Genomic DNA, 14237 nt, shown 5'->3' on the forward strand with positions numbered 1-14237 from the left:
CGTTTGGGGCAGGTCTGACCGGTGTCAGACACCCGCCCCGCTCAGCAGCATCACCAGTTTCAGATCCGGGTGCGTCGCCAGGCGGAACGTGATCTGCTGGTACGCCAGCTTGCCGCGTTGCGGGTGCTGGAATTCGCGCAGGCCGCCTTCGCGTTCGACCACCGCGTGCCGCGTCCACCAGTGCGAGAAGACCACGCTTTGCCGGCTAAGGCTGTCGAGCAGTGCCAGCACCGCGGGTTCGTCCAGGTGCGCGCCGGCGTCGGCGCGGAATTCGGCCACCACGCGGCGGGCGCGTTGGTCCCAGTCGACCACCAGCTCGCGCGCGGCGGGGTCCAGGAAGATGTAGCGCAGAAGGTTGGGCTCGGGGTCGCGCTCGGGCCAGTGGTCGAACAGGTCGACAAGCGGCGCGTTACAGGCCAGCACGTTCCAGGCGCGGTCCAGCACATAGGCCGGCGCATTGATCGCGTTCACGCATTCCTGCAGTGGGCCCGGCGTGCCGCCGGCGTCGTCGCGGGCGTGCTGCGGGTCGGCGCAATCGGCAAGGTCGAAGAGGTATGCGCGTTCCGCCCGCGCCAGTTGCAGCACGCCCGCGATGCGCGACCACACCGATGGCGACACCGAGACCTCGCGCCCCTGCTCGATCCACGTGTACCAGGTGACGCTGATGCCGCAAAGCTGCGCCACCTCTTCACGCCGCAGGCCGGGCGTGCGGCGGCGCGATCCCTCGGGCAGGCCAGCCATCTGCGGCGTGATGCGCGACCGCGCGCTGCGCACGAATTCGCCCAACGCGTGGCGGCGTAGATGAGAGCCTTCGTGGCCGGAGGTGAGTGGCTGGGGGGAAGTGGTCATACCAGGATGAGTAATGGGCTTGTACGTGTATACGAGCCCGCCTATCTTAGCGCCTGCATCCTTTCGCAATCCCGAAAGGATGCCCGGCAACAAAAACCGCAGCAATCCAGACCGCATCCAACAGCCTTCCCGACACAAGGACCCCTCATGACCGCCAGCTCTCACGACGCCGCCGTCGACCGCCAATTCAGCCCCCGCGCCGCCGCCTACCTGACCAGCGCCGTCCACGCCCAGGGCGAAGACCTGCTGCAGATGGCCGCCATCGCCAGCCAGCATTCGGACGCGCGCGTGCTGGACCTGGGCTGTGGCGGCGGGCACGTGAGCTTTCACGTGGCGCCGAAGGTCGCGCATGTGACCGCTTACGACTTGTCGCAGCAGATGCTGGACGTGGTCGCGGCCGAAGCCGCCAAGCGCGGGCTCGCCAATCTGGTCACCTGTCAGGGCAAGGCCGAATACCTGCCGTTCGGCGACGGCGAATTCGACCTGGTGATGTCGCGCTATTCCACGCACCACTGGCAAGACGCCGGACGCGGCCTGCGCGAAGCCTTCCGCGTGCTCAAGCCGGGCGGCATCGCCGTGTTCGCCGACGTGGTGTCGCCGGGTGAACCGCTGCTCGACACCTGGTTGCAGACCATCGAAGTGCTCCGCGACACCTCGCACGTGCGCGATTACTCGGTGGCCGAATGGACCCGCATGCTGACCGAGGCCGGCTTCACGCTGCAGGAACTGGCCCCGCGCCGCCTGCCGCTGGAATTCCAGTCGTGGGTCACGCGGATGCGCACGCCCGACACGCTGGTCGCGGCGCTGCGCCATATGTTCGGTATCGCGCCGGACGTCGTGCGCGCGCATTTCGAGGTGCGCGAGGATGCCTCCTTCACGAGCGACACAGCGACGATCGTGGTGAAAAAGCCGGGCTGAATCAGCCCGCCGACGCCCGATACATCGCGGACAAGGCGCCCGCCACACCCAGGCTGCGCAACAGCTGCGCAGCCACGCCCACCACCCGCACGAACCGCGGCTCCTGACCCAGGTCACCGAACACCGGCTCAAACCCCGTCATGACGCCTGCCCACGCCAGCATCGCGGCGGGTCCCTCGCCCGCCTGCCGCGCCGCCTGTTCGGCCTGTTCATACCGATGCGCCAGCGCGTCGGCCATCGGATCCTGAATCTCGTAGACGCGCCCGGCCTCATCCTGACCACGCAGGAAAAGAAGCCACCCAGCCACCGCCAACGCAAGACCTGGGATCGGCGCACCCGCCGCCAGCCGGTCGCGCACGGTGTCCAGCAGCCGCTGCGGCAGCTTCTGCGAGCCATCCATCGCGATCTGCCGCGTCTGGTGCCTGAGCGCCGGATTGGCGAATCGCAGCAATAGCCCCTGCCGGTACTTCTCAACATCCAGGCCCGGCAGCGGCGGCAGCGTCGGTTCGATCTCCTGACGCATCAGCTCGCCCAGGAACCGCCGCATGCCGGACTGCGCCATCGCCTCGTCGACGGTGGACCACCCCGCCAACACCGACAGATACGCCAGCGCGGAATGCGCGCCGTTGACCATGCGCAGCTTCAGCGTCTCGAACGGCGCGGCGTCCGCCACGAAGCGCGCGCCGCCCGCCGTCCAGTCCGGCCGGCCCGCCGCGAACCGGTCTTCGACGACCCATTCCAGATAGGGCTCGGCCACCACCGGCCAGGCGTCCCGCACGCCCAGCGCCGCAGCGATCTCCCGCCGATCGGCGTCCGTCGTGCGGGGCACGATGCGATCGACCATCGAGCAGGGAAACGTGCACGCCGACGCAATCCAGTCCGCCAGCGCGGGATCGACGCGCGCCGCGAACGTCACCACCAGCGCCCGCAGCAGGCGGCCATTGGCCGGCAGGTTATCCAGCGACATGACGGTGACTGCCGGCAGGCCCGCCGCGCGGCGGCGCTGCAACCCGTGCACCACGAACCCGATGACGCCGCGCGGCGCCGCCGGGTTTGCAAGGTCATGCACGATATCGGGATGATCCAGATTCAGCCTGCCGCTGGCGGGATCGTGGCAATAGCCCTTCTCGGTGACCGTGATGCTGACGATACGAGTGCCGGGCGTGGCGATACGCGCCAGCACGGCTTGCGGATCCTCGGGCGCCACCCGCGTTTCAAGCAGGCTGCCGATGACCCGCAAGCGTTGCCGCGACGCCCCGCTGCCATCGGCATCGCGCAGGGCCAACGCATACAGGCCGTCCTGCGGCGCCAACGCATCGCGCGTGTCGGCATGGCGCAGCGAGACGCCGCAAATGCCCCAGTCCGGCCCGGCCCCGGCGCGCATCGCCGCGTCGTTCACCGCCGCCAGATGCGCGCGCACGAAGGCGCCCAGGCCCAGATGCACGATGCCGATGCCGAGCGCGTCCCGGTCATAACCCGGACGCGCCACCTGCGCGGGCAGGCCGTGCAGCGAGGCCGCGTTCAGCCGGCCGCCATCGGCTACCAGTTCCATAGCGTGCCGTCGTGCTGCAGCCGGTTCACGGGCAGATAGGCGCGCTGATACGGATATCGCGCCGCCAGTTTCTCGTCGATGTCGACGCCGTGGCCCGGCGCTTCGCCCGGATACAGCATGCCCTGCTCGAACGTATAGGCGTGCGGGAAGACGGCGTCGGTTTCATCGGTGTGCCGCATGTATTCCTGGATGCCGAAATTCGGCACCCATAGGTCAAAGTGCAGCGCAGCGCCCATGCAGACCGGCGACAGGTCCGTGGCGCCATGGCAGCCGGTGCGCACCTGATAGAGCGACGCCATGTCGGCAATGCGCCGCAGGTGCGTAATGCCGCCCGCGTGAACAACCGTGGTGCGGATGTAGTCGATGAGCTGGTTCTGCACCAGGTCTTTGCAGTCCCAGATGGTGTTGAAGACTTCGCCCACCGCCAGCGGCGTGGTGGTGTGCTGGCGGATCAGCCGAAAGGCCTCCTGGTTCTCGGCGGGCGTGGCGTCTTCCATCCAGAAGAGGCTGTAGGGCTCCAGCGACTTGCCCAGCCGCGCGGCCTCGATGGGCGTCAGCCGGTGGTGCACGTCGTGCAGCAGATGGTGTTCGAAGCCCAGCTTGTCGCGGATGCGGTCGAACAATTGCGGCGCGTGGCGCAGGTATTTTTCGGTGGACCAGTCGTGCTCGCTGGGCAGGTCCGCGTCGGCGGGCTCGTAGAACAACGTGCCGCGCCCCACGCCGTACACCTTTTCCAATCCCGGCACGCCGCTTTGCGCGCGGATGGCGCGATAGCCCATGTCGGCGTAGCGCAGCACCTCGTCCACGGTGTGCTCGATGTCCGAGCCGTTGGCGTGGCCGTAGACCATCACGCCGCTGCGGCTCTTGCCGCCAAGCAACTGGTACAGAGGCAGGCCGGCGGCCTTGGCCTTCAGGTCCCACAGCGCGGTGTCCACGCCGGCGATGGCGGTCATCGTGACCGGCCCGCGCCGCCAGTAAGCGCCCTTGTACAGGTACTGCCAGATATCCTCGATCTGATGCGCATCGCGCCCGATCAGGCAGGGGATGACGTGCTCGGTCAGATAGGCGGCCACCGCCAGCTCGCGCCCGTTCAGCGTCGCATCGCCAATGCCCGTCAGGCCCTGGTCGGTTTCGATCTTCAGGGTCACGAAGTTGCGGCCCGGAGAACAGACAATCACGCGTGCATTCGTAATCTTCATCTTGGACTTCCGGCTACAGGAAAGGGACGGCCGCACGAGGCGGCCGCAGGATCAGAACATCACCATCACTTTCATCGCCTGGTTGCGATCACCCGCCAGCGCAAAGGCGTCGTGCACACGCGCGACGGGCACCGCGGCCGTCAGCAGCGGCGACACGTCCACCAGGCCGCGGGCCAGGCAATCGACGGCCATCGCGTATTCGTCCACGAAGCGGAAGCTGCCGATGCACGACAGGCTCTTGACCATGATCTGGTTGAAGGGGCAGTCCGCGCTGCTGCCGGACAGCGTTCCCACCGTCACGACGACGCCCCGCGGACGCGCCGCGCGCAGGCAGCTCGCCAGTCCCGTATAACTGCCCGACGCCTCGAAGCACACGTCCACCGTGCCCTTGCCCGCGGCCAGCGCGTCCAGCGCGGCCGGATCTGCGGCCGCATTGATGGTTTGCGACGCGCCCACCCGCGCGCACGCCGCCAGCGTCTGGTCCACGATGTCCACCACGATGACCCGGCTGGCGCCCGCCAGGCGCGCCGCCATCAGAATCAGCGCGCCGATGGGGCCCGCCCCCACCACCATGGCCGTCTTGCCCAGCAGCGACCCCGCGCTGCGCACGGCATGCAGGGCGACCGCCAGCGGCTCGCCAAAGGCCGCCAGCTCAAACGACAGCGAATCCGGCACCGGCACGCATTGCCGCTCGTCCACCACCACCTCTTCACGCATCGCGCCCTGCATGTGCGGAAAGCGGCTGGCGCTGCCGAAGAAATGCACCGACTCGCAATGATTGGAATCGCCCTGCCGGCAATAGCGGCACACGCCGCAGGTGCGCGCCGGATCCAGCGCGACTCGGTCGCCGGGCTTGACCGCCGTCACGTCCGCGCCCACCTCCAGCACCTGCCCGGACGCCTCGTGGCCCGGCGTCAGCGGTTCACGGATGACAAAATCGCCCACCCGGCCGTGCCGGTAGTAATGCAGGTCCGATCCGCAGATGCCGACAGCCTTGACGCCGACGCGCACCTGCGACGGTCCGAGCGGCTGCGGCGCCGAAGAGTCCAGGCGCAGGTCCTGCGCCCCGTGGATCATGCAGTTCAGCATCAGCGCCACCCCTGTGCAAATTCACCGATCACCCGTTCCAGGTGCTCGCGCATCGCCTGCCGCGCTTCCTGCGTGTCGCGGGCCACCAGCGCGCCGAAGATGCGCTGATGATCGGCCTGCGACGCCAGGCGCAAGGCCTGCGTATGGAAATGCTGCTCCATTTTTTCCCAGATCGGACCCCGGGCCTGATCCCACATCGACGTCACCGTCGCCAGCAGCACGCTGTTGCCGGTGGATTGGGCAATGCACAGGTGAAAGCGGCGGTCGGCCTCGGCGTTGGCGTCCTTGTCCGTCATCCGGTCGCGCATGGCCGTCAGCGCCTCGAAGATGCGGTCCAGGTCTGCGTCGGTGCGGGTGGTGGCCGCCAGCGCGGCGATCTCGGATTCGATCAGGCAGCGCGCGCGCAGCAGCTCAAAGGGGCCGGCGCCCGCCTCCGGCATCGCGGACGGACGGTTCGCGTCCGGTTCGCAGACATAGATGCCCGATCCGCCGCGCACTTCCACCACGCCCTGCAATTCCAGCGCAATGATGGCCTCGCGCACGGACGTGCGGCTGACGTCGAAGCGCTCGGCCAGCGCGCGCTCGGCGGGCAGGCGCTGGCCCGCGGCGAATTCGCCCTGCGCCACCAGCGCGTGGATCTGCGCGGCCAGCCGCAGATAGCCGCGGTCTGGCGCGATGCGGCCGGCGGAGACTTCGGGCTTGGAAAGCGATTGCAACGTCATGGCGCCTCAAATTGGTCTGACCAAATCGTATTTGGTCCACCAATTTGCGCCATCGTGGTTTTCCACTACTCGCGGCGGAACAGGCCCCTCGACAGCCCCCGCGCCGCCCCTGTATAGATACGGATCGACCGACAGCCAAGGAAAAGCGACATGCCCAGCACGACCGACCAGCCCTTGCCCGCCGACCTGGCGGACCTGACCGTCACCGAGGCGGCGGCACGCATCCGCGAGGGCCGCCTCACCAGCGTTGCGCTGACCCAGGCCTGCCTGGACCGCATCGGCGCCCGCCAGGACCTGAATGCGTTCATCACCGTCGACCGCGACGGCGCGCTGGCGCAGGCGCGCGCCTACGATGCGGCGCCCGGCCACGGCCCGCTGGGCGGCGTGCCCATCGCAATCAAGGACAACATCCACGTCGCGGGGCTGCCGAACACGGCCGGGACGCCGGCGCTAAAAGACTTCCGTCCCGCCGAAGATGCACCCGTCGTGCAGCGGCTGCGCGAAGCCGGCGCCGTCATCCTGGGCAAGACCAACATGCATGAACTGGCGTTCGGCGTGTCCGGCTTCAACACCGCCTTCCCCGGCCCGGATGGCGATGGCACGCGCAACGCCTACGACGCGCGCCTGATCGCTGGCGGCTCGTCGTCGGGCAGCGGCGCGGCGGTGGGCGCGCGGCTGGCGCCGGCCGCGCTGGGCACCGATACCGGCGCGTCGGTGCGCCTGCCCGCCTCGGTGAACGGATCGGCAGGCTTTCGTCCCACCGTGGGCCGGTACGACGGCGCGGGCATCACCCCCATTTCTCACACGCGCGACACACCCGGCCCCATCGCCAACGGCATGGCCGACATCGTGCTGCTGGATGCGATCCTCACGGCCCAGACCGAGCCGCTGGCGCCCCTGTCGCCGGCCAGCATCCGCCTGGGCGTGGCCACCTATTTCTGGGCCGATCTCGATCACGAGGTGCAGGCGGTTTCCGAAGCCGCCTTGAACAAGCTGCGCACGGCCGGTGTAACGCTGGTGGACCTGGACATGCCCGACCTCCCCGACGCCAACGCGGCAGTCGGCATGCCCCTATGCCTGTTTGAGCAGAAGCCCGACCTGACGGCCTATCTGGCGCGCTATCACGTGGGCGTCAGCTTTGACGAGGTGGTCGCTCAGATCTCCAGCCCCGACGTGAAAGGCATCTTCGACAACCTGATCGTGCCGGGCGTGCTGCCCACGCCGGACGGCCAGATCCTGCCGTTGCAGCCGCTGTACGAACACGCCATCGCAAGCGGCCGGCGCGAACTCATCGAGGTCTATCGCCGCGCCTTCAAGGAACACGCGCTGGACGGCCTGCTATTTCCTACCGTGCCGGTCCCGCCGCCCGCCGCCACGCCCGAGGCCAGCAGTTTCGAGACCTTTGCGCGTCTGGCGCGCAACGTGGATCCCGGCAGCAACGCGGGCCTGCCCGGCCTGAGCGTGCCGGCCGGGCTGTCGAATCAAGGTCTGCCAGTGGGATTGGAGATCGACGGCCTGCCGGGCGAGGACCGCAAGGTGCTCGCGATCGGCGTGGCCATCGAGAAGATACTGGGGCGCATCGCCGCGCCCCAGCGCTAGGCGCGTCAGCCCAGGTTGGGCGCCAGCGTGCGCTTCAGGTCTTCGATGCTGCGGCCGCTGCGGCGGGCGTAGTCCTCAAGCTGGTCCTGGCCGATGACGCCCACGTTGAAGTATTGCGACTGCGGGTGGCTGAAGTAAAAGCCCGACACGCTGGACGCCGGGTACATGGCATAGCTGTCCGTCAGCATCATGCCGATGTCCTCGCCGTCCAGCACGCGGAACATGTCGGTCTTCACGACGTGTTCCGGGCAGGCAGGGTAGCCAGGCGCCGGGCGGATACCCACGTATTTCTCGGCAATCATGTCCTCGTTGGACAGGGCCTCGTCGGGCGCGTAGCCCCACAGGTCCTGGCGCACGCGCGCGTGCAGGCATTCGGCAAAGGCTTCGGCCAGGCGGTCCGCCAGCGACTTGAGCATGATGCTGGAGTAGTCGTCCAGCGCCTTCTCGAATTCCGCTTCCTTCTTCTCGATGCCCAGACCGGCCGTGACGGCGAACATACCGATGTAGTCGAGCTTGCCGCTGGATTTGGGCGCAATGAAGTCGGACAGCGACTTGTTGCTGACGCCTTCGCGCTTGGCGCCCTGCTGGCGCAGGTTGCGGTACGTGAACAGCACCTCGCTGCGCGTCTCGTCCTTGTAGACCTCGATATCTTCATCGTTGACGCTGTTGGCCGGATAGAAGCCCACGACGCCGTTGGCGGTCAGCCAGCGGCCTTCGACGATGCGCTTCATCATGGCCTGGCCGTCGGCAAAGACCTTGCGCGCCTGCTCGCCCACCACCTTGTCCTGCAGGATGGCGGGGTACGGGCCGAATAGGCTCCACGTCTGGAAGAACGGGCCCCAGTCCACGTACTTCGCGATCTCGGCCAGGTCGTAGCTCTTGAAGGTGCGCCGGCCGATGAACTTGGGGCGCGGCGGCGTGTAGTTGTCCCAGTCGATGGCCGGACGAGAGGCGCGCGCCTCGGCCAGCGGCAGGATCGGCGTCGCCTTGCGGTTGGCGTGGCGGCGGCGCACGTCTTCGTATTCCTCGGCCAACTCCGTCAGATAGGCTTCCGACTGGTCCGACATCAGGTTGGTGGCCACACCCACCGACCGGCTGGCGTCCGGCACATAGATGACCGGGCCTTCGTAGTTCGGGGCGATCTTGACGGCGGTGTGCACGCGGCTGGTGGTGGCGCCGCCGATCATCAGCGGCACCTTGCGGCTGCGGAAATACTCGTCGCGCTGCATCTCGGACGCCACGTACGCCATCTCTTCCAGGCTGGGCGTGATCAGGCCGGACAGGCCGACGATGTCGGCGTTCTCTTCCTTGGCCTTCTCCAGGATCTGCGCGCAGGGCACCATCACGCCCATGTTCACGACTTCAAAGTTGTTGCACTGCAGGACCACTGACACGATGTTCTTGCCGATGTCGTGCACGTCGCCCTTCACGGTGGCGATGACGATCTTGCCCTTGGCGCGCACGTCGCCGCCCGCAGCCGCGATCTGGCGCTTTTCTTCCTCGATGAAGGGAATCAGGTGCGCCACGGCCTGCTTCATGACGCGGGCGGATTTCACCACCTGCGGCAGGAACATCTTGCCTTCGCCGAACAGGTCGCCGACGACGTTCATGCCGTCCATCAGCGGGCCTTCGATCACTTCAATGGGACGGCCGCCGCGCGCTTCGATCTTCTGGCGCACCTCTTCGGTGTCTTCCACGATGAAGGCCGTGATGCCGTGGACGAGCGCGTGCGACAGGCGCTGCTCGACTTCGGCCTGGCGCCAGGCCAGGTCTTCTTCCTTCTTGGCGCCGCTGCCCTTCACGGTGTCGGCAAACTGCACCAGGCGTTCGGTGGGCGTGCGCTCGTCGGCGGGATCCGTCTTGCCGACGGGCTCGGGGCGGTCCAGCACCACGTCTTCCACCAGGTCGCGCAGCGTGGCATCCAGATCGGCATACACGCCCAGCTGGCCGGCGTTGACGATGCCCATCGTCATGCCTTCCTTGACCGCGTAATACAGGAACACGGTGTGGATGGCCTCGCGCATCGGCTCGTTGCCGCGGAACGAGAAGCTGACGTTGGACACGCCGCCCGAGATGCGCGCATGCGGCAGGTTCTCGCGGATCCAGCGCGTGCCTTCGATGAAGTCCACGGCGTAGTGATTGTGCTCGTCGATGCCGGTGGCGACCGCGAAGACGTTCGGGTCGAAGATGATGTCTTCCGGCGGAAAGCCCTCTTCCTCGACCAGGATCTTGTAGGCGCGGCCGCAGATTTCCTTGCGGCGCTCCAGGGTGTCGGCCTGACCCAGTTCGTCGAACGCCATCACCACGACCGCGGCGCCGTAGCGGCGGCACAGACGCGCATGATGGCGGAAAGGCTCGAGCCCTTCCTTCATGGAGATCGAGTTCACGACCGCCTTGCCCTGCACGCACTTCAGGCCGGTCTCGATGACTTCCCACTTCGAGCTGTCGATCATGACCGGCACGCGGGCGATGTCGGGCTCGGACGCGATCAGGTTCAGGAAGCGGTGCATGCAGGCCACCGAATCCAGCATGGCCTCGTCCATGTTGATGTCGATGATCTGCGCGCCGTTTTCGACCTGCTGGCGGGCCACGGCCAGCGCCTCGTCGTATTTCTCTTCGCGGATCAGGCGGGCGAACATCTTGCTGCCCGTCACGTTGGTGCGTTCGCCCACGTTGACGAACAGCGTGTCTTCGTCAATGTTCAGCGGCTCCAGGCCCGACAGGCGGGTCTTGACGGCGATCTCGGGCACGACGCGCGGCGTCAGCACCGTCACTTTCTCGGCGATCGCGCGGATGTGGTCCGGCGTAGTGCCGCAGCAGCCGCCCGACATGTTCACCAGCCCCGCGCGCGCGAATTCCTCGAGCAGGGCCGAGGTGTCGGCCGGCGTCTCGTCAAAGCCGGTTTCGGCCATGGGATTGGGCAGGCCGGCGTTGGGATACACGCAGACGTAGGTGTCGCAGATCTTGGACAGTTCGGCCACGTAGGGGCGCATCAGCGCGGCGCCCAGCGCGCAGTTCAGGCCGACAGTGACGGGACGCGCGTGGCGCACCGAGTTCCAGAAGGCCTCGACCGTCTGGCCCGACAGGATGCGGCCGGACGCGTCGGTCACCGTGCCGGAGATCATCACCGGCAGGCGGATGCCGCGTTCCTCGAACACTTCCTCGGTGGCGAAGATGGCGGCCTTCGCGTTCAGCGTGTCGAAGATGGTTTCGATCAGGACGATGTCGATGCCACCGTCCAAGAGGCCGTTGAGCTGCTCGATGTAAGCGACGCGCAGCTCGTCGAACGTGACGTTGCGGGCGCCCGGGTCGTTCACGTCCGGCGAAATGGAAGCCGTCTTGGGCTGCGGGCCCAGCGCGCCGGCCACGAAGCGCGGCTTGTCGGGCGTGCTGTAGGCGTCACAGGCCTCGCGCGCCAGTTGCGCCGACACCAGGTTCAGCTCGTAGGCCAGTTCGGGCAGGTCGTAGTCGCCCTGCGCAATCGTGGTGGCGCCAAAGGTGTTGGTCTCGATGACGTCGGCGCCCGCGTCCAGATACTGGCGGTGGATCTCCGAGATGACATCGGGCCGCACCAGCGACAGCAGTTCGTTGTTGCCCTTCACGTCCTTGCCGTGATCGGCAAAGCGCTCGCCGCGGAAGTCCGCTTCGCCCAGCTTGTAGCGCTGGATCATGGTGCCCATGGCGCCGTCCAGGATCAGGATGCGCTTGCCCAGCAGGCGGGCAAAGTCGCCGCCGCGGGTATAGGCTTCGGGAGGGTACGGCAGGCGGGGATACGACACGATCAGGTCCGGATTAGGTTGGCCACGGCAGCGCGGATGTGGCTAAAACGCGAAAAACGCCGAAAAAACAAGCCCTGATCGTAACAAAATGGGCCTTCGCGCGCCTCACGGTGATACAGTTTCGGCCCCGAACCGGTGCTTTCGGCGCATCAGGTTGGGCAAGGACGCAACACTTGCCCGCCGCGAGCGAAAGATAAACGGGAAACAGGAAGACGCCCCACGCGGCGCCGCGCCGCCCAAAAGGCCGCCGCGGCTGCCTGCCAGTCCAGCCTGTGCTGCCCCCGCAACGGTCCCCATGCGCGCTTGGCGCCCATGGCAGCCCGATACCGGCCTGTTCGCTCGTCAGGATGCCTGTTTCCCGCCGCCCGGCCTTTCGGCCCGCCCGGCGCGCCGGCATCCTTCCCATCGTGAATGGCCTGCGGGGTCGCGGGCCGCACCGAGGTCATGTAGATGAAAGCCCGCTCCATCCGGCGCTACGCCGGCGCCCTGCTCTGTTCCGCTCCGGCCATCGCCGCCGCCCAGCAAACCGCTCCAGCCACGTCCGAACTCGACAGCATCACCGTCACCGCCCAGCGTGTGCCCACCGACGGCCGCACGCTGCCGGTGTCGATCTCGGTGATCACCGCCCAGGACATCGCGGCCAGCAGCGCCCGCACCATGCAGGACCTGCTGTCCACGCAGGCCGGCATCAACCTGATCAACACCAGCAGCTCCAGCGACAACGCCATCGTCGACCTGCGCGGCTTCGGCATCACGGGCGCCAGCAACACGCTCATCCTGATCGACGGCGTCAAGCAGAACACCAACGACCTGTCGGCGCCCAGCCTGGGCGTGGTGCCGCTGGACCAGGTCGAACGCATTGAAATCGTGCGCGGCAGCGGCTCCGTGCAATACGGAGGCGGCACCACCGGCGGCGTGATCAACATCATCACCCGCTCCGACTTCACGAAGGAACCCGTGGCCGCCCGCGCCACCGCCACCTTCGGCAGCTACGGCCTGCGCCAATACGACGCCGCCGTCTCGATGAACAACGAGAAGGTGGGCGTGGACGCCTACATGCAGTCGCTGCACAGCAACGGCTACCGCGACAACAGCGGCGAACGCCGCGAAGGCGGCGGCGGCGGCATCACGTTCCGCCACGACGACGGTTCGATCCGCCTGTACGGCCGCACGACCACGCAGAAGCTGGAACTGCCCGGCCCGCGCACGATCAACCCGTTCACGGGCGTGAACGAATTTCAGGACGACCCGCGCGGCTCGAAGAACGACGTCGACTACGTCAAGACCACGACCACCACGTTCGGCCTGCAGCTCGAGCAAGCCATCGGCGCCGGCGTGCTGTATTCGGACCTGTCGACCCGCGAAAAGAAGCTCAGCGGCCTGACCTATGACGGGTTCGGCGACACGCTGCGCGACCAGAAGCTGGAAGAGAACATCGCCAGCGTGCGCTACCGCCTGCCGATCAACGGCGGCCACAGCGTCGTGTTTGGCGCCGATGCGCAGGAAGCCAAGACCACCGCCGACCAGAACGCCTACTACGACTTCGAACCGTCGAAGTGGCAGTCGCGCCAGCACCAGTACGGTCTGTTCGCCGAAGGCCAGATCCGCGCCACCGACAGCACTTACGTGACGATGGGCGTGCGCCGCCAATACGCGTCCGACGACCTGGAAGTGATTTCGGGCTCTGGCACGCCGTCCGACCGCAGCCACCACCTGACCGCGTGGCAGTTGGGCGTGCGCCAGGACCTGTCCGGCGGCTTCGGCCTGTACGGCAAGGTCGGCCGCAGCTTCCGTCTGCCCAATGCCGACGAACTGCTGTCCGTCCAGTCGCCGCTGGCCCCGCAGACCTCCACCGACAAGGAAATCGGCGTCACGTGGCAGTCGGCCAGCAGCAGCGCGCGCCTGTCGTACTTCCACTATGACCTGACCAACGAGATCCAGTACAACCCGCTGGCCGACGGCCTGTGGGGCCCGGGCACGGGCGCCAACACCAACCTGGATCCGACCCGCCGCCAGGGCATCGAGCTTGAAGGCCACACCGCGCTGTCCAGCAGCGTCAGCGTGGACGCCAACCTGACCTGGATGGAAGCGCAGTTCCGCTCCGGCACCTACGCCGGCGTCGACCTGGCCGGCAAGACCGTGCCGCTGGCGCCCAAGTGGCTGGCCAACGCCGGTGTGACCTGGCGCCCCACCGATGCGTTCCTGTGGAACGTGTCGGCGCAATACGTGGGCAAGTCGCGCATGGACAACGACCAGGCCAACCAGTTCGACAAGGAACTGGACGCGTACGTGCTGTTCAACACCAAGGTCGCGTACAAGTTCACCCGCAACATCGAAGGCGCGGTGGGCGTGAACAACATCTTCGATCGCCAGTACGCCACGTACGGCATCCGCGGCGGCAACGCCTCGTTCGAAATGCTGGGTCCCGTCGCGAACTACAGCCTGTACCCCGCCCCCGGCCGCAACTTCTACGCGTCGCTCACGCTACGCTACTGATTGCCGCCTGGCGGACAGGGCCTGCCGGTCTGCG

9 protein-coding genes are annotated in these 14237 nt (G+C 67.4%); 3 read left to right on the top strand and 6 right to left on the bottom strand.

Annotation, left to right across the window (positions count from 1 at the left end):
- Positions 1 to 24: 24 nt before the first annotated feature.
- Positions 25 to 849, bottom strand: coding sequence for a helix-turn-helix transcriptional regulator (locus tag ASD71_RS13810; RefSeq protein ID WP_056564676.1), 825 nt, complete (start codon positions 847 to 849; stop codon positions 25 to 27).
- A gap of 147 nt (positions 850 to 996) precedes the next feature.
- Here ASD71_RS13810 and ASD71_RS13815 point away from each other — a divergent pair, with 147 nt between their 5' ends.
- Complete coding sequence (locus ASD71_RS13815) at positions 997 to 1767, top strand: class I SAM-dependent methyltransferase (protein ID WP_056564679.1); 771 nt, start codon at positions 997 to 999, stop codon at positions 1765 to 1767.
- 1 nt (position 1768) lies between these two features.
- Here the strand turns inward: ASD71_RS13815 and ASD71_RS13820 are convergent, their stop codons facing one another.
- From ASD71_RS13820 to ASD71_RS13835, 4 genes are read right to left on the bottom strand one after another with little or no spacing between them, the layout of a single operon-like run.
- Positions 1769 to 3319 carry a mannitol dehydrogenase family protein gene (locus ASD71_RS13820; RefSeq protein ID WP_056564682.1) on the bottom strand — a complete coding sequence of 517 codons (1551 nt, stop codon included), beginning with the start codon at positions 3317 to 3319 and terminating at the stop codon, positions 1769 to 1771.
- Positions 3307 to 4518: a D-mannonate dehydratase ManD gene (gene manD, locus ASD71_RS13825; RefSeq protein ID WP_056564685.1), complete on the bottom strand. Its 1212-nt coding sequence runs from the start codon at positions 4516 to 4518 to the stop codon at positions 3307 to 3309. The genes ASD71_RS13820 and manD overlap by 13 nt, the downstream gene beginning before the upstream one ends.
- Positions 4519 to 4569: 51 nt before the next feature.
- On the bottom strand, positions 4570 to 5607 hold the full coding sequence (locus ASD71_RS13830; RefSeq protein WP_056566891.1) for an L-idonate 5-dehydrogenase: 1038 nt from the start codon (positions 5605 to 5607) through the stop codon (positions 4570 to 4572).
- A complete protein-coding gene (locus ASD71_RS13835; RefSeq protein ID WP_056564688.1) occupies positions 5607 to 6329 on the bottom strand; it encodes a FadR/GntR family transcriptional regulator in 723 nt (240 codons plus the stop codon). Before ASD71_RS13835 ends, ASD71_RS13830 begins: the two co-directional genes overlap by 1 nt.
- Before the next feature lie 150 nt (positions 6330 to 6479).
- Between ASD71_RS13835 and iaaH the strand changes: the two genes are divergently transcribed.
- The gene (iaaH, locus tag ASD71_RS13840) at positions 6480 to 7928 is read left to right on the top strand and encodes an indoleacetamide hydrolase (RefSeq protein WP_056564692.1); all 1449 of its coding nucleotides are present in this window, start codon (positions 6480 to 6482) and stop codon (positions 7926 to 7928) included.
- 5 nt (positions 7929 to 7933) lie between these two features.
- Here iaaH and metH read toward each other — a convergent pair whose 3' ends face one another.
- Positions 7934 to 11707, bottom strand: coding sequence for a methionine synthase (gene metH, locus ASD71_RS13845; protein ID WP_056564695.1), 3774 nt, complete (start codon positions 11705 to 11707; stop codon positions 7934 to 7936).
- A gap of 450 nt (positions 11708 to 12157) precedes the next feature.
- Between metH and ASD71_RS13850 the strand changes: the two genes are divergently transcribed.
- Positions 12158 to 14203: a TonB-dependent receptor gene (locus ASD71_RS13850; RefSeq protein WP_056564697.1), complete on the top strand. Its 2046-nt coding sequence runs from the start codon at positions 12158 to 12160 to the stop codon at positions 14201 to 14203.
- Positions 14204 to 14237 lie beyond the last annotated feature (34 nt).

Source organism: Achromobacter sp. Root565 (assembly GCF_001427425.1).
In the GTDB taxonomy this organism is placed as follows: Bacteria; Pseudomonadota; Gammaproteobacteria; order Burkholderiales; family Burkholderiaceae_B; genus Achromobacter; species Achromobacter spanius_D.